Below are 23,176 nucleotides of genomic sequence, written 5' to 3' on the forward strand. Positions count from 1 at the left end.
AACGAAAGGGTTACAACGCCTCACTCAAGCTCAACAGTAAAGCTTTCAATGCCTTACGCTCATCGACGCTGCCGCCGATGTTGATTTGTGCAACCAGCCGTTCGATCTGAAGCTGCGGCCCAGACACCTCGGGCAGGTTCAGGTGCTCCGGCAAAATCTCCTCGCCGGTACTCACCAGCAACGCAAAATGAATGACGTTTTCCAGCTCGCGGGTGTTGCCCGGCCAGCTGTGTTGTTCGAGTACATGCTGCGCGGCTTCGCTGATCAGCGGCACAGGGAGGTCGAGACGCTGGCTGTAGATGCCAAGGAAGTACTCGGCCAGCGAAAGGATATCGCCGGTACGCGCGCGCAACGCCGGCAACTCGAGATGACCTTCGCTGAGGTAGTGATAAAGCCGCTCGTGGAATTTCCCGGCGTCCACTGCTTGCGCCAGATCGATACTGGTGGCCGCGACCAGGCGCACATCCACCGGACTCGGCTGGTGTGCACCGACACGGGTGACTTCGTGATTCTCCAGCGCCGCCAGCAATTTGATCTGGATCGGCAGCGGCAAGTCGCCGATTTCATCCAGATACAAGGTGCCGCCATTGGCCGAACCGAACCATCCGGCGCGACTGCTGGCCGAGCCGCTGTAACTGCCGGCGGCGTAGCCGAACAGTTCGGCATCGGCGTAGGTCGGGCTGATCGCGCCGCAATTGACCGACACGAACAGCCCGCTGCGGTCACTGGCGCGATGGATGTGGCGAGCGAGCAATTCTTTCCCCGTACCGGTCTCGCCGCGGATCAATACCGAGGTCGAGCGCGGCGCCAATTGCTCCAGTTCTTCTCGCAATTGACGCGAGCGTGGGTCGACAAACACCAGCGCTTTGGCGCGAATGCTCAGGGGACTTTTTTCCGCATCAGGAAAGGTCAGCAATGGCTGACCGAACGTTTCAAAACTCATGGCAGACTCCCGCCCAAAACCGCCAGGAGACGGGGGCGTTGAAAGAAATAAAATCAGGCGCGGCGGCGGGCGTGGTGTTCCATGCGGTTTTGCAGGCGATAGAGATAGGCAAAACCCTGCTCCCAGCGCTGATGCCCGGACTTCACATTGATGTGCCCGGCACCGGCAAGAACCCCCACCTCGGCGCCCCAGTTGCGCGCCAGCTCAAGCGCTCGCGGCGCACTCACGGCGGCGTCGTTGTCGGAGCTGACCACCTGGCTCGGAAACGGCAGCAGATCAGTCGGAATCGGTGCAAAGTTGCGCAGGGCTGGCGCGCAGGCCGGACGCTCGACATCCGCTGGCGCGACCAGCAACGCGCCGCGTACCTGACGCAGGTATTGCAGCGGCGCAGTGGCCGCCCAATGCGCAACGGTGACGCAGCCCAGGCTGTGGGCGATAAGGATCACTGGCGTGTCGTCAGCCGCGATTGCCTCGGCCAATGCCGCCACCCAGTCTTCACGACGCGGCGTCAGCCAATCGGCCTGCTCGACCCGCGCGCTGTTCGGCAGGCTGTTCTGCCAGTGGCTTTGCCAATGATCTTCTGGCGATCCTTGCCAGCCCGGCACAATCAGGTAGCGGATTGATTCGTTGCGCATGGGGAGCTCTCCTGCGTCGTGTCTGTTCCTGAACGAGTATAGGGAGGGGATTTATATTCGTTAAGGAATAAGAAGCTATTTATTAAGACCTGAATTGAATATGAGATGGGTGCATGGCTTGAAATCTTTTCCCCCTCACCCCAGCCCTCTCCCCCATGGGGGCGAGGGGGAAAGGGAGCCGATCTATGTGGTTTTCAGATTTGGAGTTCGACCGGGTATTTTCAGGACGGCGTAATTCGTGAGAGCAACCCAATCAGTCCCCTCTCCCTCCGGGAGAGGGCTAGGGTGAGGGGCTTTTCCATATGCCAGAAATAAAAAAAGGGCCGCACCCTGCCAAGGAGACGGCCCCGGAAAAACGTAAAATCTGTCACCGCGCAGTAATCACCGACAACTTGGTAATCCCCGCCCGTTCAATCGAAGCCATCGCCCGCGCCACTTCGCCGTAGTTCACCCCGTCATCGGCCTGCAATTGCACGCGCACTTCCGGGTCCCTGGCTTTGGCCGACTTGAGGTTGAATTCCAGCAAGTCCGGCTGAATCTCATCCTTGTTGATAAACAGTTTGCCGGCACCATCAATGCTCACCACCAGCGGATCCTTCTGCTCGACCGGCGCCACTGCTTCGGTCTTCGGCAAGTTGATCGGGATCGCGTTGGTCAGCAGCGGCGCGGTGACGATAAACACCACCAGCAGCACCAACATCACGTCCACCAACGGTGTCACGTTGATCTCGCTGAGCACCTCGTCACTGTCTTGCGTGGAGAAGGCCATATCAGGACGCCTCCTTCACTTTTGTTGCGTTGCCCGGCGCTGCAACCTTGTGCGCGGTCGGGTGAATCAACACGCGGAACGCACTCTTCTGCGCCAGGCTGTAGAAGTCGTGGGCAAAGTCATCCAGATCCGCCGCCGTCAGTTTCAACCGACGCAAAAAGTAGTTGTAAACCAGCACCGCCGGCACCGCGACGGCGATCCCCACTCCCGTGGCGACCAATGCTGCGCCGATCGGACCGGCCACTGTTTCCAGGCTCGCCGAGCCAGCCGCGCTGATGCCTTTCAACGCTTCCATGATTCCCCACACTGTGCCGAACAATCCAATGAACGGCGACGTACTGCCAATACTGGCGACCACTGCCAAGCCTGTTTCCAGCGAACGGCGTTCGCGGACAATTTGCTGACGCAAGGCGCGCTCCAGTCGATCCTGATGGTTGATCGCCTGGCTCAAATCATTGGCCTGTGGCGCCTCGCCCACCTGAATCGCCGCGTAACCGGCCTGGGCCACCCGGGCCGCAGCGCCGGGTTGGGTTTCGCTCAATTCAGCGGCTGAATCGAGACTCGACGCCGCCCAGAAACGTTTATGAAAACGGCGATCCTGTGCCTTCAGGCGACCGAACTGCACAGCCTTGAGCAAGGCCAGGCCCCAGGTGGCGACGGAAAAAACCACCAGCAGCCAGATCACCGCGCTTTCGATGGATTCCAGTGGAGATGCCAGTAACGTCATGATGTATTCCCTCGTGTAAACATTTCGCGCGAATTTGGTTTCGGTTTAATGAATCTTGAAATCGATGGGCACGCTGACCCAGCCGTCCTGGGCGACATCACCCTGCTTGGCCGGGACGAAACTCCAACGTTTCACGGCGTTCAGCGCCGCGTCGTCGAGCTGCTGCCGGCCACTGCTTTTTGCAATCTGGATCTCACCCGGTTTGCCGCTGGCCAACACGTGCACTCGTAACAACACCGTGCCTTCCCAACCGCGACGCTGGGCCAGTGACGGGTATTCCGGCGCCGGGTTTTTCAGGTACGCAGCATTCGCTGAGGCCGGGGTTACCGGTGCCGGCGCGGGAGGAGCAGGTGGCGCTGGCGCTGCAACCGGGGCTGCCGTTTGTGGCGGCGCCGGTGGTTGCTCTACCGCTTTCGGTGCTGGTTTGGGTGCCTGTTTCACCACCGGTTTGGGTTTCGGAACGGGTTTGGGCGGCGGCGGTTTTGCTGCCAGCTCGTCCTCTACCGGCGGTGGCGGCTCAACCACGGGGGCCGGTGGTGGCGGCTCGACAACCGGTGGCGCTGGCGGTGCCGGGCGCGAGAACTCGATGGTCATCGGTGGAATTTCCGGCGGCACGATCGGCAGCACTGGCGTCGGCTTCTGGCTGATCCAGTAGATCACCGCGCCATGCACCACCAACGCGAGCACGCCAAGCAGAATGGTTTCGCGCCGGCTCAGAATGCCCTTGGGCGCACGCTGCAAACGCAACTGCCCCAACGGCACACGGTGGGGCCGGCCAAGATCGACCAATTCGCCACCCGGCGTCTGACGCCACAGCAATTCCTCTGCGCTGGCGGCGGTCTGGACATTGCCCATTGATTCACTCCCTGCGGTCTTTTTGCGTTCTCTACAAAAACTGCCGATCGACCGTTTGTTGAATCCCCCACGGTGGATCGATGGGTGAATCATTGGGCTTGACGCTTATCTCCGAAAGTAATCTTTAACGTTATGCATAGTCTTTTATGGAATATAAAAAATGATCAATTCCGCCAACGCCACGTGCCACGCGGGCTGCAGCGACACGTGAAAAAGTGCATGCTTTTCAGGCATCGAAAGTATTCATCCAACGCATCAAATTCGGCTGACCGGGTTTTGCTGGACAACTAATACCAAGTAGATACTTGATTATTACTTCCTTAAATAAACAAAAAGGCCGGCACACTGTCGTGCGCCGGCCTTTTTGTTTAATCAGCTTTTATTGCTTGACGAACTCCCCTGCCACACCAACAACATCACCATCAAAGTTTGTGCGCGAACCAACCGCACGAACTTTTGAGTAATTGTGATCTGGCGAGAACAATGTCCAGGACTGATAACCAGTGCCGTCATTCAGAGCCGTGAACGTGATGATCGTAGGCTGCCCGGTGCTGTTCTGGAAATGGTAGTGCCCGTAACCAATGTCGTAATTCACGCCGTTCTGGCTGAATTTACCGCTGAAGGTGCCGTTGGAATCGTTGCCATCGGTAATCGTCAGTTTGGCGCCAGCGTTAGGGTTTATATAATTGCCATTAATGCTCGACATAACGAGATTTCCTTTATCGTTGGATAAGTGTCTTCCGATGAGAGCAAGTTTCCTCCTGGAAACTCACGACAGTGAGGATGGTTCGACATTCAATTATTGTCCACGTGACGTACTAACGAATTTGCAATAAGCACTGTTCATCCGCTTCATAACTTATCGCCGTTCGTTCGGGCACTAATTCCATTTCAACTAACGGCTGGCATTTGTTTGCTGCACGCCAACAACCGGTGCAATAACCGCCGTCTCCGAGCGTGGCGTACCCATTGGCACCCAGTCATAACTCACAGGCAGTGCCCGATACACCCAGTTGCTGATCGCATCGCTGCCCGGCGCTTTGCCGAGGTAGGGGCTGACGTATTCCCAGACGTTTTCACCGCTGGCCGTCACTTGGAAAAACCGTCCGTTCATGCCTTCGTCGATCAACGTGTTGCCATTGGGCAAGCGCCGCGCGCTGCTGATGAACGAACTGTAGAACGCCCAGCCCGGCTGCTTCGAACTCGTAGCGCTGTATTGCCAGACGATTTCATTTTTTACAGGGTCGATTTCCAACACGCGCGAGCCGGAAATCAAGCCGAGGGTGACATTCGGATAACCCGCTGAACCTTGGTTATCAAATACCAGCAAGTTGCCGGCGCCAGGCAATCCGGCCGGAATGATGTGCGCATCATGCTGGCCGACAAACTGATCCACCGGCCGCGGCAGGTTCTGCGCGGTTTTCGGGTTGATCAGCGGCAGGTTCGGCCCCAGACGCCAGACCACTTTGCCGCTGTGCTTGTCGATGATCGCGATGAAGTTGGCGTTGCGTGAATCGATCAACAGGTTGTCCGGATTGAAGCGTTTGTCACCAGCATCGAACCATTTGTTCGGTCCGACCAGGCTGAGGTTATTGATGTGCAGGTAATCCGGATTTTCACTGGCACGCACCAGCTTCAACTGCTCGGCAGTGAAGCCGAATTCATTGAGATGCTCCGAGGCCAGCCACTGCCATTTCACCGCGCCGTCGAGGCTGACCTCATAGATTGCATCGTCGATCACCTCGGGGACTTTGAAGCCTTTGACCTTGTGCACCTTGTTCGCCAGCACCACCGTGTTGCCGTTGCTCAAACGGCGCTGATCATGATGCTGTTGCGCCGCGCCACCGGGGGCCTTGTCGCCCCACTTCCAGACGACTTTGCCGTTCCAGTCCAGCTCACCGACGCTCTGATTGCCCAGACCGTTGCCGGCAGAACCGAGTTTGCCAGGGTCCTTTTCACTCAGTTGCAGCAGCACATGCCCGCGCTCACCGCCGACCAGTTTCGGGTCGATGATCGCTGATGGGAAACCTGCCTGCGGCCAGGTTTTCACCTCGTTGCCGTTCATGTCGATTAGATGCGTCTGTTTGTCGGCACCGCTGAAAATCACATACTGGTTGAACGCCTTGTTCGGGTCGTAACGGGTGACGCCGGTCGGGTAAACGCTCGGTGCGGCGAAGGCACCGGCACTGAGCACTGCGCCGGACAGCAACACCGGCAAAGCCGTTTTGATACGCAACATGATGCAGCTCCTTGAGTGTCGAATCAGAAGTCGTAGCGACCGGTGACGCCGAGGGTGCGCGGTGTGCCGAGCAGGCCTTCATAACCGCCGTTGCCGCCCGTCCACAGGGTCGTGTAGTAGGTTTTGTCGAAGGCGTTTTTCAGCCACAGCGACACGTCCCACTGACCTTGGTTGAAGTCGCCGCGCAGGCCGGTGGAGAAGTTGACCACGGCGTAACTCGGGATCTGCCCGTAGTCGGAATCTTCGACGGTGCCCACCGCTTTCGAGCGGAACGCATAGCTGGCCGTAACGTAGGGTTCGAAGCCATTATCCAGATTCCATTTGTATTCGCCGTTGGCGTTGCCGATCCATTTCGAGGCGCCGACCACTTGATGACCACTGAGGTCGCAGGAGGCTGGAGCACCCGGCGCCTGGCTGACTTCCGGCGGGCACGGGGCATCTTTGTACGAGAGATAACTGACGTCGTTGTAGGAGCCGTTGATGTTCAGGGTCAGCCCGCGCAACGGGATCACCGTGCTTTCGAACTCGACGCCGCGCGAACGTACGGAACCGGCGTTAGTCAGGTACTGCACGCGATTTTCCGCGTCGTAGGCGTTGGTCTGGTAAGCGTTGACCTGGGTCCAGAACACGTTGGCATTGAGTTGCAGACGGTGGTCCCACAGCGTGCTCTTGAAACCGAGTTCAGCGTTGTTCGCACGCTCGGTGCCGATCAGCAGTGAATCGGCGCCGGCCACCGGAGCGGAACCGACCGCGAGATTAACCCCGCCGGATTTCTCGCCGTGGGATAACGTGGCGTAACCGAGCACATCATCGGTGATGCGATAGCTGAGGTTGAGCAACCCGGAAGGACTGGAGCTGTACTGATTCAGATCGCCGGAATCGTAGGCGCCGGCACGACCGCGTCGCGCCGTGGCCGCAGCGCCCGTTACGGCAGCGCCACCCATCGGCGCATCCCGCGTGACCCAGGCGGATTTTTCTTCGTAAGTGCCACGGACCCCGGCGGTGAAATCCAGCCGCTCGGTGAGGTGCCAGGTGCCTTGGGCGAACAGCGCAAAGCTGTCGGTCTTGATATGGCCGTTGCCGACACTGGTGACGTTGGCCAGTGCACCGGCCGGCGTGCCGTTCCAGATATCCGCCTGGGGTCCGTAATAGGCGAAGGATTTGTTGTCCAGATCCGAACCGAAGTAGTAGGCGCCCACAACGTAATCGAAGAACTCGCCCTTGGGCGAGGCCAGGCGAAATTCCTGCGAATACTGTTTGTCCTCCACTGACACCCCGGCGTTGTAGCTCGCCGGCACGTTGAGGCCGTCGTCGTTGCGCGGGGTGAAATTCCAGAAGCGATAGGAGCTGATCGAGGTCAGCGTGAAATCGCTCGGCAGCGTCCAGTTGGCCTCCACCGACGTGCCGCCTTGATGCACGGTGACATGCTGGTCGTTGTCCAGATTGACCTTGCGGTGCGAGCCGTTGACCAGCGTTGCGCCGGCCGCATTGGCGCGCGACTGGTAGAGATTGACGCCGTTGATGGTCGGCCCGGTGTTGTACAACACGCGCGTGCCCGCACTGGAATCCTCTTCGTTGTAGTCACCGATCCAGCGCAGGTTGAAGTCCTCATTGGGCTTGAACAGCAGTTGCGCGCGGAAGCCATCGCGCGAGCCGCCATTCAAATCATGACCGTCGTATTCGTTTTTGATGTCGCCGTCACTGCGCGTGCGGTAGGCCGAAAAACGCCCGGCCAGTTGATCGTTGAGCGGCCCGGAAATGGTGCCCTTGGTCTGGAAATAACCGTCCTCGCCAACCGAGGTTTCGATGCTGCGTTCAGGCGTAAAGGTCGGCGCGCGGGTGCTGATATTGATCACCCCGGCGGTGGTGTTTTTGCCGAACAGCGTGCCCTGCGGACCGCGCAGGACTTCGAGCTGCTCGATGTCCATCAAGTCAAACACCGCCATCCCCGGACGACCGAGATAGACGTTGTCGATGTACAAGCCGACGCTGCCTTCCAAACCATCGCTGGCCGGGTTATTACCAAGGCCACGGATCGACACGCTGGACTGCCGCGCGTGCATGTAGGCGACGTTGACGCTGGGCACCAGTTGCTGCAAATCCTGAATCCGGTAGACCCGTTGTGTTTCCAGATTCTGCCCGCTGACCACGCTCATGGGCGTCGGCACATCCTGCGAACTTTCTTCGCGACGGCGGGTGGTGACGGTCACGGTTTCCAGTTGCGAACTGTTGGCGGCAGGCTTGCCGGCCGGCACTGGCGCCGGGGTCTCCGCTTCAGCGGCGTAGCCATGAGTCCAGCTCGCGCTCCCTGCCAGTAACAGGGCCAACGGCAGGCGTTTGAGCCGTCGTGGCGTTAAGGGTGACGCAAGGTTCAACGGACTCATGGCGCGGCTCCTGGTCAAAAAACACACAGACATCTTCAGCGCTGTATATTCTTTTAAGTTATTTATTTATGGATTTACAAATATTTACTGCATAAGAGATTGCCTTTATAAGGAGTCGACGTAATGCATATCCAATGCATTTCCCGGATATTTTTTATGTGAAAAATGCATATCGACTTGCGCCAACTTCGTCACTTCATCGCCTTGGCCGAACAACGCAGCTTCGTCGCCGGCGCGCAGGCGGTGAACCTGTCGCAGTCGGCGTTCAGCCGCAGCATTCAGGCGCTTGAGCACAGCGTCGGCTGTCAATTGGTTGATCGCGGACGCAAGGAATTACCGCCGACCAAACAGGGCCAGGTGCTGCTCGAACATGCACGGCGACTGGTCAGTGGCGCGCAGCAGATGGCCAACGAGATCAGCCAGTTCAACGGGCTGGAGGCGGGAGAGTTGCGCTTCGGCTGTGGGCCGGCGCCGGCGGCGGGTCTGATCCCTCGCGCGATCGGCAGCTTTATCGGGCGCTACCCGAAAGCGCGGGTGCAGTTTCAGGTCGATGACTGGCAGAGCCTGAGCAAGCGGTTACTCAGCGAAGAGTTTGAGTTCTTTGTCGCTGACACTCGGCAATTCGAAGCGGATCCGGATTACCTGACGCACCGGCTGCGACCGCGTAAATGGCATTTCTGTTGCCGTGCGGGGCATCCGCTGGCGGGTTTCGATAAGGTCAGCGCCGAGCAATTGATGAGCTATCCGCTGGCCGTAAGTATTCGTCCGCCGAACCTGCGCAAGGTGATCGTTGACCTCAGCGGCCGCCCGGATTTCACGCCGAATGTGGAATGTGAAAACAGCTCGAGTCTGCTCAGTGTGGTGCTGCGCTCGGATGCTATCGGGATTGTTGGCGCGTATTCCGATGCGTTGCATCAGGCCAAGGGTGAGTTGGTGTGTTTGCGGATTGAAGGGTTGGCGGATGATCTTGAGGAGCTGTACACCCGCTATGGGATTGTCAGCCGTGCGGGGTATCGGTTGTCGCCGTTGGCCGAGGCGATGATCGAGCAGATCAAAGAGATTGATCAGCAGGATGAGGAGGTGTGTTCACTGCTGAATCTCGCCGTCTGATCCACCGCTATCGCTGGCAAACCAGCTCCCACAGGATTCGCGCCGAGCACAATTCATGTGGCCCCCCAATACCTGTGGGAGCTGGCTTGCCAGCGATGGCGTCAGTGCACGCACCGATGCATTTCCTGCATAAAACCCATTCCCCAAATGCACTTGCCGAACACCCCCGGCGAAAGCGAAATACCTCGCCTGTCCCTTTGACCGGTGAACCCCATGTCCAACTCGCCAAACCCCGTGCGCAACGTGCTGTACATCATGTGCGATCAACTGCGCCGCGATTACCTGTCCTGCTACGGTCACCCGCACCTGCACACACCGAATATTGATCGTCTGGCGGCCGCCGGTGTGCGTTTCAGCCGCGCCTACACCCAAGGCACGATCTGCGGCCCGTCGCGGATGTCGGCTTACACCGGGCGTTATGTGAGCAGCCATCAAGTCGCGTGGAACGCCGTGCCGTTGCCGTTGGAAGAACTGACCATCGGCGACTATCTGCGCCCCCACGGCATTCGTACCGCGCTGGTCGGCAAGACCCACGCCACCGCGAATGTCGATGCCTTGCAACGCCTGACGATCAATCCGCAAAGCGAGCAAGCCGAAATCCTCAACGAAGTCGGCTTCGAGCCGTACATGCGCCACGACGGCATCTATCCCGATGATCCGCTGTTCGACGACAAACGCGAATCCGCGCCCTATACGCATTACCTGCGCGAACAGGGTTTCGACGGCAAAAACCCCTGGCACGACTGGGCCAACGCCGCCGAAGGCGAGAACGGTGAAATCCTCAGCGGCTGGCAAATGCGTCATGCGAATTTGCCAGCACGAATTCCCGAGCAACACTCAGAGACTGTCTACACTACAAATCGAGCCATCGACTTCATCACCGAGCAAGGCGAGAAATCGTGGTGTTTACACCTCTCCTATATCAAACCGCACTGGCCCTATATCGTACCGGCGCCATACCACGCCTTGTACAGTACGAAATCAATTCTCAAAGCGGTCCGCGCGACGCCCTTCGAAGCCAGCAAACACCCCGTATACACTGCCTTTCGCCAGCATGAGGAAAGCCTCAACTTCTCCCGTGACTCAGTACGATTGACTGTAATCCCCACCTATATGGGCCTGATCAAGCAGGTGGATGATCAGCTAGGGCGGCTGTTCGATGTTTTGCAGAGCAACGGACGCTGGGATGACACGTTGATCGTGTTCACCAGCGATCACGGCGACTTTCTGGGTGATCACTGGCTGGGTGAGAAGGAGTTTTTGCTGGAGCAGGCGGTAGGCGTACCGTTGATCGTGCGGGACCCTCGGGCGGCGGCGGATATCACGCGCGGCACGGTGGATGATCGACTGGCGGAAACCATCGATGCGTTGCCGACATTTCTTGGGGCATTGGGGCTGCCGGACGCGGCGCATCGGCTCGAGGGGCGCTCGTTGATTCCACTTCTTCACGGCGAAACTCCGGACTGGCGCCGCTATGCAATCAGCGAATACGACTACGCCTTTCAGGCGCCAGCGCGCGAGCGTCTGGGCCAGCCGATCGACCGCTGCCGCATGACCATGGTGCGCAGCGAGCGTTGGAAATACCTGGCGTACGACGGCTTTCGGCCGCAGCTGTTTGATCTGCTCAATGATCCGCAGGAGCTGCGTGATTTGGGTGATGACCCGGAATTCGTGACGGTGCGCGAGGAGCATGCGGGGTATTTGTTTGAGTGGGTGCGAGGGTTGAAGCGGAGGACGACGATTAGTCATCAGGAGATTGATTTGCGTGGGCAGCGGTTTCGCTATGGTGAGCCGGAGAGTGAGAAGGTTGTTCAGATTGGTGTTTGGTAGCGGGAAGAGCCCTCACCCTAACCCTCTCCCGGAGGGAGAGGGGACTGAACGGGGGATATTGCAGAGATACACCGACTTGATCTTGCTTAATCGAATCCATAATCGATAAAGACCTTTCAGGTCGATGCATAACGCGAGACAACTCGGTCGGCTCCCTCTCCCTTTGGGAGAGGGCTGGGCGGGCGGCGTTCCGATGAGGGGCTCTTGATCTTCAATCGCGACCTTTGATGGTCTGGCTACGCTGCCCAGAAGCCCCAACCGGCACCTCACCTTTCAACGTCACCCGCCGCACCACCCGATCCTGAGTGCCGTAATCATCAATCGCGTAATGCTGCGTCGAACGGTTATCCCAGATCGCCACATCACCGGCCTTCCAGCGCCAGCGCACAGTGTTTTCCTGGCGGATTACATGGCTCTGCAGCAACCCGAACAAATGTGCGGAATCGGCCTGCGAGTAACCCTTGATGCGTTTGACGAAATGTCCGAGCAACAAGCTCTTCTCGCCACTGATCGGGTGCACGCGCACCACCGGGTGCTCGGTCTCGTAGACGGTCGAGGTGAAGACCTTGCGATAGCGCTCGAGCTTCTCCGCCGAGACGTCAGGCTTGGCGCTGGCATAGTCGTATTCGTTGCTGTGCACGGCGAACAGTTTGTCGGCCAGTTCACGCAGCTCGGTCGGCAAGCCGTTGTACGCCGTCGCGGTGTTGGCCCACAGGGTGTCGCCACCGAATGCCGGGGCCACCACCGAGCGCAGGATCGAGGCTTTCGGGTAGGCATCGACGAAGGTCACGTCGGTGTGCCAGGAGTTGGCGCGCTGACCTTCAGCGCCGTCCAGTTCGAGCAGATAACGCGTGCCTTCACGCGACGGCACGGTCGGGTGCGCCACCGGTTCGCCGAGCAGATGCGCGAAGGCTTCCTGACGCTGATCATCGAGTTGGGTCTGTTCGCGGAAGAACACGACTTTGTACTGAACCAGCGCCTGTTGAATGGCTTCGACGGTGGCGGCGTCGAGTTCACCGGACAAATTCACGCCACGGATCTCGGCGCCGATACGACCGGCCACCGGATGGATTTCCAGCGCGTGGACAGCGGGTTTTACGGCGAGTGCGGCATTGCTCATGGGTAGACCCTCATCGACTGCTTACGGTTGGACGGCAGCGAAACAACGCTCTATCTATATTCCATTTACATCTAATAGATATTCACATGCTTCGTTGACGGAATAAGAGCTTGCATTTAAAACCTCTAGCAACCCTCGTCGCAAATGCCTTCGAGCTATTTTTAGGATGCCGGAAAAGCATATGGATCTTCGCCAGTTGCGTTACTTCATCGCCCTCAACGAACACCGCAGTTTTGTCCGTGCGGCGGACGCAATGGGCATCACTCAACCGGCGTTCAGTCGCAGTATTCAGGGGTTGGAGCAGGAGTTCGGCTGCGTGCTGGTGGATCGCGCAAACAAGGATTTGCGCCCCACGCCTGAAGGTCAGGTGGTGCTGCAGCACGCCCTGAGCCTGGTGCAGGGCGCGGCGCTGCTCAGCACCGAAGTGACGCAGATGACCAAGCTCGATGCCGGTGAGGTGCACTTCGGTTGCGGGCCGGCACCGGCGGTGAAACTGGTGCCGGATGCGGTGGCGCAATTCATCAACGCGCACCCGAAAGTGCGCACCTGTTTTCAGGTGGATAACTGGGAAAAACTCAGTCGCGCGTTGAGCCGTGAAGAGATCGAGTTCTTTATCGCCGACATTCGTCATTTCGAGTCGGATCCGAACTTCCAGACCCAGGCACTGACGCCCAAGCGTGGGGTGTTTTTCTGCCGGCCGGGGCATCCGTTATTGGCCAAGGAAAGCCTGTCGACCAACGACATGTTCGACTACCCGCTGGCGACCACGCTGATCCCGCCAGGAATTCGCAAATTGCTGGCGAACCTCAGCGGCCGCATCGATTTTTCCCCGACCATCGAGACCGAGCACTTTCCGGCGCTGGTGAAAGTGGTGCTGCAATCCAATGCGATTGGCGTGGGCACGGAGGAAGCGTTTGTCGAGGACATTGCCAAGGGTTCGCTGGTGTTGCTGCACTGGCGCAATCTGCCGCAGAACCTGGAGAGCATGAATGCGCGCTGCGGGATTGTCAGTCGTACCGGATTCAGATTATCGCCGGCGGCGCGGGCAATGATCGAGACGTTGGTGGCGGTGGATCGGCAGGAAGTCAGCGTCGCGGTTTGAGGAGATCGTTCCCACGCTCTGCGTGGGAATGCAGCCCGGGACGCTCCGCGTCCCAAAGCGGATGCAGAGCGTCCATTGATGCGTTCCCACGCAGAGCGTGGGAACGATCGGCGTACGTTAGAGCTTGGCCGCTGCCAACTCAGGCGCCACCCATTCGTTGACCTTGAACGGCTTGCGAATCAGCTTCTGCTGCGCCGCCAGATCGACCTTGTCCTGCAAGCTGCCCAAGAACACCGGATCCAGCGTCGACGGGAACACCTCGCTCAGTTTCTGATCCTGCAGATCCTGCGTCAGGATCAACGGTGGATAACTGGCCAAACCCGAGACCAGTTGCACGTAAGCCGCCTTATTGCTGTCCTGCGTCAGCCACTCCACCGCCTGCTGCTGCGCCTTGAGCAATTTCGCCACCGCCTCCGGGTGCGCGTCGACAAACTTGCCCGTGCCAACCAGAACCGATTGCACACTGCCGGCACCACCGAGATCCTTGGTGTTCAACGGCAACTCGGCCAGACCCTTGGCTTGCAATGCCGTCAAACCGGAGCTCCCCCACGACGCATCGATCTGCTTGGCCGCCAACGCCGCAACCGCCGCGTTGAAATCCAGATTGATGACTTTCAGATCCTTCTCGCTCAAGCCTTGGCTCGCCAGTGCCGCATCAAACGACAACTGCGTTGCGGTGCCCCTGAAGATCGCCACGCGTTTCCCTTTCAGATCCTGCAAGGTCTTGATCCCCGACCCCGGCACCACGCCCAGATACTGCTTCACTCCACGCGCACTGGCGCTGAGCAGCCGTGTATCGAGGCCATTGGACTTGCCGATGATCGCCGCCAGATCGCCCAGATAAGCCAGATCGACTTGACCGTTGGCAAACGCCTCATTGATCACCGGCCCGGCACCTTTGAAGAAATTCCACTGAATCTTGATGCCTTGATCGGCGAAGGCTTTTTCAAAAATCTGCTGATCACGCAACACATCGACCACACCGCCGCCACTGTGCTGAGTACCCGCGCTCAGGTCAGGCACGGCGATCCTGATTTCCTTGAGTTCATCGGCCTGGGCGGTGAACGCCAGCAGGCCCGCCAGCGCAGGAACGGCAAACAGACTGAAAACACGTTTGAAGGGGAGGTTCATGGGTGCAGCTCCTTGATCACAACGGGCGTTGAGGAGCCGAAAGTAGGCCGAATGCATACCTGCACTTAAATACTATAAATGCACATTTTTATAGCTATTTGAGCTAAGCGAGCGACGACGGGGCTTGCAGCGGCGTATGCATTAACAGCATCGAAAATATTCTTCGAATGCATTGGATGCGTGTGGGCTGGAAGCCTTAAATGACCTCGCTTATCTCCCAAATGAATCTTTATAAGTTTTTTTATAACTATTTGTTTTTAGCTAATGCCGCTAAAGATCGCAGCCTTCGGCAGCTCCTACAGGGGCATCGCAATCCCATGTAGGAGCTGCCGAAGGCTGCGATCTTTTGATCTTGAATCGATCTCGATCCAACCCGACAACGGAGGTCACCCATGGCCCGTCAACCCTTGCTCAGCCTGCCGCTGCCGCTGCCGCCGCTGAAAAGCCGACGTACCTGGCCCAGCATCAATCAACGCGTGTTGCCATGGCTGCTGCCCCTCAGTCTGTTCGTCCTGTGGTGGCTGGCCGCACGCAATGAGTGGATGAGTGAACAGATCCTGCCCGCGCCGTCACTGGTGTGGAACAGTGCTGTCGAGTTGTCGCAAGGCGAGTTATGGAGCCACTTGTGGATCAGTCTGCAACGTTTGTTCTGGGGTCTGCTTGCGGGAGTTTCTGCGGGTGCATTGCTCGGCGCAGCACTGGGATTCAGTCGTCGTCTTGAGCGTTTGATCTTCCCGACCTTCGCCGGACTTTCGCAAATACCGACGCTGGCGTGGATTCCATTGTTCATGGTGTTTTTCGGTATTGGCGAAGTGCTGAAACTGGTGGTGCTGATCAAAGCGATCGTAGTGCCGGTGACCCTGCACACACTGGTCGGCGTAAGAGATGCACAGCCGAAATTGCGTGAAGCCGCCGCTGTTTTACGCTTGCCGCCACACCTGCTGATCCGTCGCCTGGTGTTGCCCGCCGCCCTCCCCGCGTTCATGGCTGGTGTACGTCTGGCGCTGGCCGCCGGATGGACTTCGTTGCTGGCCGTCGAACTGCTCGCCTCCAGCGAAGGCATAGGCTATCTGATGGTCTGGGCACGGCAATTGTTCATGCTCGACATTGTTTTCGTGTGCATCGTGGTGATTGGTTTGATTGGTGTGGCGATGGATCGCGGCATCGGTCTACTGGACAAGAAGCTGGTGCACTGGCCGCACCCGGCCACTGCCGAAATTCGCCGCGGCCCGCGTTATGAAGGCTGGCAGCGTCTGCAACCGTGGCTGCTGCCGCTGAGCTTGTTGGCGTTATGGCAATTGGCGAATGAACTGCAGTGGGTCGATACCAACATTCTGGTCAGCCCACTGGCCGTTTTGAGCACAGCATGGGACGGTCTGCTCGACGGTACGCTGCTCAGCGGAATGACCCTCAGCCTTGGTCGCACGTTAGGCGGCCTGCTGCTTGGCGGCGGACTCGGATTCGCCTTGGGTCTGCTGCTGGGTCTGTCGAACATCAGCGAACGACTGCTCGGCCCGACCCTCGCGGCCATCCGCCAAATTGCCATTTTCGCCTGGGTGCCGCTGCTCACTGCCTGGTTCGGTCTCGGCGAACTGGCCAAGTGGGTGTTCGTCGCCCTCGCCGCGTTCTTCCCTTTGTTTATCGCCACGCAACGCAGCGTCGCCAACCTCTCGCCACAACTCAACGAAGCCGCTCAAGTGCTACGCCTGAGCCTCGGCCAACGCCTGCGCCGACTGGTGCTGCCGGGCGCCGCGCCGGGGATTTTCGCAGGTCTCAGACTGAGCCTGATCTACGCCTGGCTTGGCACCATCGGCGCTGAATATTTTATGCCGTCCAATGGCGGCATCGGCAGCCAGATGATCGGCGCACAACAACTGCTGCGCATGGACCTGATCATGGCCGGCATGCTTTTCGTCGGCCTCACCGGCGCCCTGCTCAACCTCATTGGCCAACGCCTGGAAATTCGCGCGACCCGCTGGAGACACGCATGAACGCACCCATTGTCAGCTTTACCCACGTAGGCAAATCCTTCGACGTCGACGGTTTCGAACTGGAGGCGATTCGCGAGTTCAACCTGGACATTGCCGAAGGCGAATTCGTCGCCATCGTCGGCTCCAGCGGCTGTGGCAAATCGACGTTGCTGCGCTTGTTGGTGGGCCTTGATACGCAATTTCGCGGACAAATTACCGTCGACGGCAAAGCCGTCAGCGGCATCGGCGGCGAGCGCGGGATTGTCTTTCAGGAACACCGTTTATTCCCGTGGCTGACCGTCGCCGACAACATCGGTCTGGGACTGGTCAACGAGCCACTGAGCGCTACGCAAAAGCATCAGCGGATCAACGATTTCATCGACCTGGTCGGCCTGCGCGACTTCACCCGCGCCTATCCGCACCAGCTCTCCGGCGGTATGGCGCAGCGTGTGGCGATCGCCCGTGGCCTGGTGGCCAGCCCACGAATTCTGCTGCTCGACGAACCGTTCGGTGCGCTCGATGCACTGACCCGCCAGCAGATGCAGGACGAGCTGTTGGCGATCCGCGCCCGCGCGAAAATCACCACAATCCTCGTTACCCACGACGTCGAAGAAGCGATCTTCCTCGCCGACCGTGTGGTGGTGATGGAACCGCGCCCGGGGCGGATCAAGCAAGTGGTCGACATCGCTTTGCCGCATCCGCGTCAGCGCAGCAGTTTCGACTTCCATCAGTTGCGTGAAGAACTGCTGCACGAACTGACCAGTGACGACCATTACCAACCGAGCGTACCGGTGCAGATCCGCGATCTGCCGCTGACGTTCATTGCCTGCTGAACAGGAGTTTTGCGATGCCGCAACGTCCCAATTTTCTGGTGATTCTGGCCGACGACTTAGGCTTTTCCGATATCGGTGCGTTCGGCGGCGAAATCGCCACGCCGCACCTCGATGCCTTGGCCAACAATGGCCTGCGCCTGACCGACTTTCATACTGCACCGACCTGCTCGCCGACTCGCTCAATGCTGCTGACCGGCACCGACCACCACATCGCCGGCATCGGCACCATGGCCGAAACGCTGACCCCGGAACTCATCGGTAAACCGGGTTATGAGGGCTATCTCAACGACCGCGTGGTGGCGCTGCCGGAGCTGCTGCGCGAGGCCGGTTATCAAACGTTGATGAGCGGCAAATGGCACCTTGGTTTGAAAGCTGAACTGGCACCCCATGCGCGGGGTTTCGAGCGCTCGTTTTCGCTGCTGCCCGGCGCGGCCAACCATTACGGTTTCGAGCCAACCTACGACGAGCAAACGCCCGGTCTGCTGAAGTCCACCCCGGCGCTGTACATCGAGGACGACACGTTTGTCGATGAGTTGCCGAAGGATTTCTATTCCTCCGACGCCTTCGGAGACAAGCTATTGCAGTACCTCAAAGAGCGTGACCAGACCCGACCGTTCTTCGCCTATCTGCCGTTCTCCGCGCCGCACTGGCCGTTGCAGGCACCCGCAGACATTGTCGAGAAATACCGTGGTCGTTACGACGCCGGCCCGGAAGTGCTGCGCCTGGAGCGACTGGCAAAACTCAAAGAACTCGGTCTGATCGAACCGGATGTCGAGCCCCATCCGCTGATTCAGTTGACCCAGCAGTGGGACGCGTTGAGCGAAGAGCAAAAACAGATTTCCGCGCGGGCGATGGAGGTCTACGCGGCGATGGTTGAGCGCATGGACTGGAACATCGGCCGGGTGGTCGATTATCTGCGCCAGCAAGGGCAGCTCGACAATACGTTCATCCTGTTCATGTCCGACAACGGTGCCGAAGGCGCGCTGCTCGAAGCGTTCCCAAAATTCGGCCCGGAACTGGTGACGTACCTCAGCCAGCACTACGACAACAGCCTCGACAACATTGGCCGGGCCAATTCCTACGTGTGGTACGGGCCGAACTGGGCGCAGGTAGCGACCGCGCCATCGCGACTGTTCAAGGCGTTCACCACTGAAGGCGGGATTCGCGTGCCGGCGCTGCTGCACTATCCGCAATTGGCGATCAAAGGGCAGATCAGCCATGGCTTCGGCACGGTGATGGACATCACACCGACCATTTTAGATCTGGCTGGCGTGCGCCATCCGGGCAAGCTTTGGCACGGCAAACCGGTAGCGCCGTTGCGTGGCAAATCGTGGCTGGGGTTCTTGTCGGGCGAGACCGCGCAGGTGCATGACGAGCACACGGTGACGGGTTGGGAATTGTTCGGGCGTCGGGCGATTCGGCAGGGGTCGTGGAAAGCGGTGTGGATTCCCGGGCCTGTCGGGCCGGCGACGTGGCAGCTGTATGATTTGAGCAGTGATCCGGGGGAAATTCATGATCTGGCGGTGAGTCGGCCGGAGAAGCTCAGCGCGTTGATCGGGCATTGGCAGCAGTATGTCGAGGAGACTGGGGTGATCTTGAGTGAGTCGCCGTTTCAGCCGGATTGAAGGGGAAGATCAAAAGCCCCTCACCCTAACCCTCTCCCTGAGGGAGAGGGGACTGACCGAGGTGTCTTCCGTTAAATATCGACCTATGAAAACGAGTCGATTATGGATTCAACGAAGCACTTTCACGTCGGCGTAACTCTTCAATATCCCCCAATCGGTGCCCTCTCCCTCCGGGAGAGGGCGAGGGTGAGGGCAACTCGTCAGGCCTCCACCGCCTCCCCAGCCACCGCGATTTCATCCCTGCGAACAAACCGGTTCGCCCGCCCAAACGTGCCGAAATCATTAAACCGCACGCCCATCTCACGCATCACCTTATGCGCCACTGGCACGGTCATCTGGCGAATGTAAAACGGCTCCTTCACGACAAAATGATGAATGCCGTGACTGCTGCCAAAGTTGAAGCAGAACGCCTGCAACGGCCACAGCCACCAAGGGTTGAGCACCTGACACTGCTGCAGCACATTGCCCAACTCGACATCGCCGTAGTAATGCATGTTCGAGCTGATGAAGTGCAGGCAAAACGTGCGCAACACGTTCGGACCGATGATCACCACCGCGGCGATGTCGATCACCTGCATCACCGACAACGTGGTCGCGGACCATTCGATCGGCGCGCCCAGCAGGTACGCAATGCCGTTGGCCGCATGAAAGCCGAGAAACACATACCACGCGCCCCAATGCACCAGCGCCAGCGGCGCGTAGACCTTCAGCGTGCGCTTGATGATGCTGAACTTGTGCGCCCAGGTCTTGGCCCGCAGCATGCGGATGAATGCCGACATCACGTTGTCGCCAACCATCAGCAACCGCGCAAATCCCCACGGCTCGCCGTTGGTGATCGCGCGCTCTTCCATGTCGGTTTCAGTGCCGGAGACCTTGTGGTGATTGAGGTGCAGATGCCGACGAATCCACGGGTTGATCGTGCTCGGCCGCGCCAGCCACACCAGGCCCATCATCAGGTTGTGCGGCACGCGCTGCTTGCGGAAATACATGCTGTGGATCAGGTCGTGTTCCAGCTCATGGGTCAGCGAAGCAAAAAACGCATTGAGCAACAGGCACACCCACCACGCCATATGGCCAGTGATGTACAGCGCTGCCGAGCCGATCATGCCGGCCAGGGCGAACGCCAGAATCCCCGCCCCGAGCGCATCCTGATGCTTGAGAATCGGGTAACGCTCGCGCAGTTCGACGCCTTTGGCCAGCACGACTTCGCGAATATGCGCTGATCGCTGGGCCGGATTGTGTCGCTGGGGACTTGCAGAAGTACCGTCCATGCTTCCATCCTCGGGTTTATGATGTTCGCATCGTGCCTCGCCAACGCTTCAATTGCGGTAGCCGAGAACGCCAACCTGTTGACCGGAAGCGCCAATCAGCATGAAGGAACCGACCTCCCTCGCCAGCTGGACCCGTGCCTTGCGCAAGCAACTCGATGCGCTGGGACTGGACAGCATCGCCCTGTGTCAACAGGCCGGGCTCGATCCGAATTTGATGGACGACCCCAACGCACGTTATCCACTGTCCGGCACCACGCGCCTGTGGGAAATCGCCGTGCAGGTCAGCGGCGATCCGGCGATTGGTCTGCGCGTGTCACGCTTCGTCAGCCCGACCACGTTCCATGCGCTCGGTTATGCGCTGGTCGCCAGCGGCAGTTTGCGCGAGGTGTTCGAACGCATCGTGCGCTACCACCCGGTGGTCAGCGACGCGCTGGAACTGGAACTGAGCCGCAGTGACGACCGCTACCAATTTCGTCTGAAAATTCCGTCAGGCAATCCCGCGCCGGCCTTCGAAGCCATCGACGCCTTTACTGCGATCTACGTGCGCACCTGCCGCAATCGCCTCGGCCGTGATTACGCGCCACTGGCGGTTTACCTGCGTCGTCCGGAACCAACCGATGCGCACCAATGGCACAAAGTCTTCCGCGCCCCGGTGCATTTCGGCTGTGCCGAAGATCGCCTGGAGTTCGCCCTCGCCGACTTCGACAGCCACCTCGACGACGCCAACCCGGAACTCGCCGAACACAACGAGGCCGTGCTCAAACGCACGATGGCCCAGCTCCAGCCGCTGACCTGGGAGCGCAAGGTGCGCGATGCGATTGAAGAACAATTGCCGGAAGGTGAGCCAAGTGCAGAGCGCATTGCTCAGGCCTTGCACCTGAGTTTGCGCAGCCTGCAAAGGCATCTGGCGGATGAGGGTTGTCGCTTTGATACGTTGCTTAACGAGAGTCGCGAGAATCTGGCGCTGCTGCACCTGCGGGATCCGCAGTGTTCGTTGAGTGAGGTGAGTTATTTGCTCGGGTTCGCCGACACCAGCAGTTTCAGCCGCGCGTTCAAGCGCTGGACGGGGATGACGCCGGGGCAGTTTCGCGATGGGTTGCGCTGATCGTCAGCCTTTAGCCAGACTGCGTTCCATACCGGATGACCATTGTTCGATCATCGCAGCACCCATCGCGGCGAACGCCGGATGACTGGCGCCGTACTCCGCCATTTCGCCCATTGCCACCTGCATACCGTTAGCGACTTGCTGCAGTAATTGATTGCAACGCGCCTCCGTCAGATTGCAGGCCGTACGACCGAACCGCATCAGCATTTTGTGCTTGGGCCAAGCCTTCGAGCCACCCAAGAGCAACGCCATACTGTCGTTCTTTATGTAGACCGATGTGGTGATGATGTCGTATGCGGGCGCGAGTCTGATTGTCGATTCCTCGCCACAGTCTTCGTACAGCACACCGAAGTTTTTGAGATGAGCGTCGCCGTTTTTCAGGCCTGCGGACAAAGCCACAATCTTGAAAAATGCTTCCAGCGCCTGACTGAGCAATGCAGGCGAAACAAACGCTTTGATCTGCCGGGCTGCGCCTTCGTAAGAACCATCGTATTTGGCTTTCGACGGCCAGCCGTTGAGCACGCAGAAGTCCTCAAAACCCAGGTAGCCCTTAGCGCTCAGGTCAAAGCGCTCGATAACCAGAAACTTGCCATGTTCGCTCAGCTCGAACTTCGGCACTTCTAGCCCGCAGTGTTGCGCGGCACGCATGCAAAAGTACTCGTTGGTTGCCAGCTGCGGATATTCATCGGCGCGAAAAGCTTTAACCAAGTGAGTGGATCCGCGATGAGTCAGACAATCAATCGCAGCCGCACTGTCACGCACCAGCACTTTGGGCTGCACCCCAGACACTCCGGAATACTGGCCATAGGTTTGCAACAGATCCTCGAACAAGCCTTGCGCACCATCGTGCACTAGCAGATCGGCCAGCGATGTTTCACGCGGGCGATCCGTCAACGATGCGCTGGCGATGGATAACCGACCGAGCTGATAGGGGCCGACAATGGCCAGCAATGCAAAGTCATCGAAGCCGCGAACCGCTTTGCTGAAGCGCCGAACCAGCTCATCACGAAGGGCACCTTCGGGCAGATTCATCTCGAAAACCGGATGAATGCCATGCTCCCAACCATAACTTTCCAGCCGGGACGGCATTGTCAGTGACACGGCATTTTCAGCGCTGGTTTCTTCGCGGTAACTGAAGACGCTGTGGACTCGATCTTTCCCGCGCGCCAACGTTCCCACCGCTTGCCCGCCGACACAGACGTTTAATCGATCCGACGACTCACTCATGGAAGTTGACCTTTTGTAGCGTATCGAGTGTCGGGCGGCGAGACTGACGTGGAACCGCTGTCAGCTCATAGCCAAACCCGTTAAGGATCGCTTCGACTTTGCGCAGGCCGATTTCGGCAATGGTGTTGTTTTCGATCCCCGAAATCGTCGCGCGGCTCATTCCGTATTGCTGAGCCAGCGCCTGCTGGGTCATTTTGTTTGCCTTGCGCAGGGCTTTGATCAATTCGCCAAGCTGTTCCATGCGGTTTCCTGCATCAAATACGGTGCAAATTAAGATATTTGCTTATTTTGCATCGAATT

20 protein-coding genes are annotated in these 23,176 nt (G+C 58.8%); 7 read left to right on the top strand and 13 right to left on the bottom strand.

Translation table 11 applies throughout. The features are described from left to right. Positions 1-10: 10 nt before the first annotated feature. The 8 genes from ACIF4X_RS02925 to ACIF4X_RS02960 form a co-directional block, all read right to left on the bottom strand. On the bottom strand, positions 11-943 hold the full coding sequence (locus ACIF4X_RS02925) for a sigma 54-interacting transcriptional regulator (protein WP_397480845.1): 933 nt from the start codon (positions 941-943) through the stop codon (positions 11-13). 53 nt (positions 944-996) lie between these two features. Beyond that, positions 997-1,578: an alpha/beta hydrolase gene (locus ACIF4X_RS02930; protein WP_397480846.1), complete on the bottom strand. Its 582-nt coding sequence runs from the start codon at positions 1,576-1,578 to the stop codon at positions 997-999. A 367-nt stretch (positions 1,579-1,945) separates the two neighbouring features. Then, complete coding sequence (locus ACIF4X_RS02935) at positions 1,946-2,347, bottom strand: biopolymer transporter ExbD (RefSeq protein WP_253151210.1); 402 nt, start codon at positions 2,345-2,347, stop codon at positions 1,946-1,948. A gap of 1 nt (position 2,348) precedes the next feature. Further along, positions 2,349-3,074, bottom strand: a complete 726-nt coding sequence (locus tag ACIF4X_RS02940; RefSeq protein WP_064389017.1) for a MotA/TolQ/ExbB proton channel family protein — start codon at positions 3,072-3,074, stop codon at positions 2,349-2,351. A 45-nt stretch (positions 3,075-3,119) separates the two neighbouring features. Next, the gene (locus tag ACIF4X_RS02945) at positions 3,120-3,929 is read right to left on the bottom strand and encodes an energy transducer TonB (protein WP_397480847.1); all 810 of its coding nucleotides are present in this window, start codon (positions 3,927-3,929) and stop codon (positions 3,120-3,122) included. Positions 3,930-4,308: 379 nt separating this feature from the next. Then, positions 4,309-4,635, bottom strand: coding sequence for a hypothetical protein (locus ACIF4X_RS02950; RefSeq protein WP_397480848.1), 327 nt, complete (start codon positions 4,633-4,635; stop codon positions 4,309-4,311). A 189-nt stretch (positions 4,636-4,824) separates the two neighbouring features. Continuing rightward, a complete protein-coding gene (locus ACIF4X_RS02955; protein ID WP_397480849.1) occupies positions 4,825-6,168 on the bottom strand; it encodes an aryl-sulfate sulfotransferase in 1,344 nt (447 codons plus the stop codon). Between the two features lie 23 nt (positions 6,169-6,191). After that, positions 6,192-8,552 (bottom strand): TonB-dependent receptor, encoded by a 2,361-nt coding sequence (locus tag ACIF4X_RS02960; protein ID WP_397480850.1) that lies wholly within the window; start codon positions 8,550-8,552, stop codon positions 6,192-6,194. 165 nt (positions 8,553-8,717) lie between these two features. Here ACIF4X_RS02960 and ACIF4X_RS02965 point away from each other — a divergent pair, with 165 nt between their 5' ends. Then, positions 8,718-9,662, top strand: coding sequence for a LysR family transcriptional regulator (locus ACIF4X_RS02965; protein WP_397480851.1), 945 nt, complete (start codon positions 8,718-8,720; stop codon positions 9,660-9,662). Between the two features lie 213 nt (positions 9,663-9,875). Next, the gene (locus ACIF4X_RS02970) at positions 9,876-11,492 is read left to right on the top strand and encodes an alkaline phosphatase family protein (protein WP_397480852.1); all 1,617 of its coding nucleotides are present in this window, start codon (positions 9,876-9,878) and stop codon (positions 11,490-11,492) included. Positions 11,493-11,703: 211 nt separating this feature from the next. Here ACIF4X_RS02970 and ACIF4X_RS02975 read toward each other — a convergent pair whose 3' ends face one another. Further along, a complete protein-coding gene (locus tag ACIF4X_RS02975; protein WP_397480853.1) occupies positions 11,704-12,612 on the bottom strand; it encodes a TauD/TfdA dioxygenase family protein in 909 nt (302 codons plus the stop codon). A gap of 181 nt (positions 12,613-12,793) precedes the next feature. Here ACIF4X_RS02975 and ACIF4X_RS02980 point away from each other — a divergent pair, with 181 nt between their 5' ends. Continuing rightward, on the top strand, positions 12,794-13,714 hold the full coding sequence (locus tag ACIF4X_RS02980; RefSeq protein WP_397480854.1) for a LysR family transcriptional regulator: 921 nt from the start codon (positions 12,794-12,796) through the stop codon (positions 13,712-13,714). 117 nt (positions 13,715-13,831) lie between these two features. Here ACIF4X_RS02980 and ACIF4X_RS02985 read toward each other — a convergent pair whose 3' ends face one another. Next, a complete protein-coding gene (locus tag ACIF4X_RS02985) occupies positions 13,832-14,845 on the bottom strand; it encodes an ABC transporter substrate-binding protein (RefSeq protein ID WP_397480855.1) in 1,014 nt (337 codons plus the stop codon). 392 nt (positions 14,846-15,237) lie between these two features. On the opposite strand from ACIF4X_RS02985, the gene ACIF4X_RS02990 reads away from it, so the two are divergent. From ACIF4X_RS02990 to ACIF4X_RS03000, 3 genes are read left to right on the top strand one after another with little or no spacing between them, the layout of a single operon-like run. Next, positions 15,238-16,836: an ABC transporter permease gene (locus tag ACIF4X_RS02990; RefSeq protein ID WP_397480856.1), complete on the top strand. Its 1,599-nt coding sequence runs from the start codon at positions 15,238-15,240 to the stop codon at positions 16,834-16,836. Further along, complete coding sequence (locus tag ACIF4X_RS02995) at positions 16,833-17,648, top strand: ABC transporter ATP-binding protein (RefSeq protein ID WP_397480857.1); 816 nt, start codon at positions 16,833-16,835, stop codon at positions 17,646-17,648. The genes ACIF4X_RS02990 and ACIF4X_RS02995 overlap by 4 nt, the downstream gene beginning before the upstream one ends. Positions 17,649-17,662: 14 nt before the next feature. Next, the gene (locus tag ACIF4X_RS03000; protein ID WP_397480858.1) at positions 17,663-19,273 is read left to right on the top strand and encodes an arylsulfatase; all 1,611 of its coding nucleotides are present in this window, start codon (positions 17,663-17,665) and stop codon (positions 19,271-19,273) included. A gap of 200 nt (positions 19,274-19,473) precedes the next feature. On the opposite strand, the gene ACIF4X_RS03005 is transcribed toward ACIF4X_RS03000, so the two are convergent. Further along, positions 19,474-20,544 carry a fatty acid desaturase gene (locus ACIF4X_RS03005; protein ID WP_397480859.1) on the bottom strand — a complete coding sequence of 357 codons (1,071 nt, stop codon included), beginning with the start codon at positions 20,542-20,544 and terminating at the stop codon, positions 19,474-19,476. Positions 20,545-20,644: 100 nt separating this feature from the next. Between ACIF4X_RS03005 and ACIF4X_RS03010 the strand changes: the two genes are divergently transcribed. Then, a complete protein-coding gene (locus ACIF4X_RS03010) occupies positions 20,645-21,649 on the top strand; it encodes an AraC family transcriptional regulator (RefSeq protein WP_397480860.1) in 1,005 nt (334 codons plus the stop codon). A gap of 3 nt (positions 21,650-21,652) precedes the next feature. Here ACIF4X_RS03010 and ACIF4X_RS03015 read toward each other — a convergent pair whose 3' ends face one another. Both ACIF4X_RS03015 and ACIF4X_RS03020 read right to left on the bottom strand, forming a co-directional pair. Then, complete coding sequence (locus ACIF4X_RS03015; RefSeq protein ID WP_397480861.1) at positions 21,653-22,876, bottom strand: type II toxin-antitoxin system HipA family toxin; 1,224 nt, start codon at positions 22,874-22,876, stop codon at positions 21,653-21,655. Further along, entirely contained in the window at positions 22,869-23,117 is a 249-nt protein-coding gene (locus tag ACIF4X_RS03020; RefSeq protein WP_095125245.1) for a helix-turn-helix domain-containing protein, read from the bottom strand. The genes ACIF4X_RS03015 and ACIF4X_RS03020 overlap by 8 nt, the downstream gene beginning before the upstream one ends. Positions 23,118-23,176 lie beyond the last annotated feature (59 nt).

It is taken from the genome of Pseudomonas sp. NPDC085632, from assembly GCF_044541255.1.
Taxonomy (GTDB): Bacteria; Pseudomonadota; Gammaproteobacteria; order Pseudomonadales; family Pseudomonadaceae; genus Aquipseudomonas.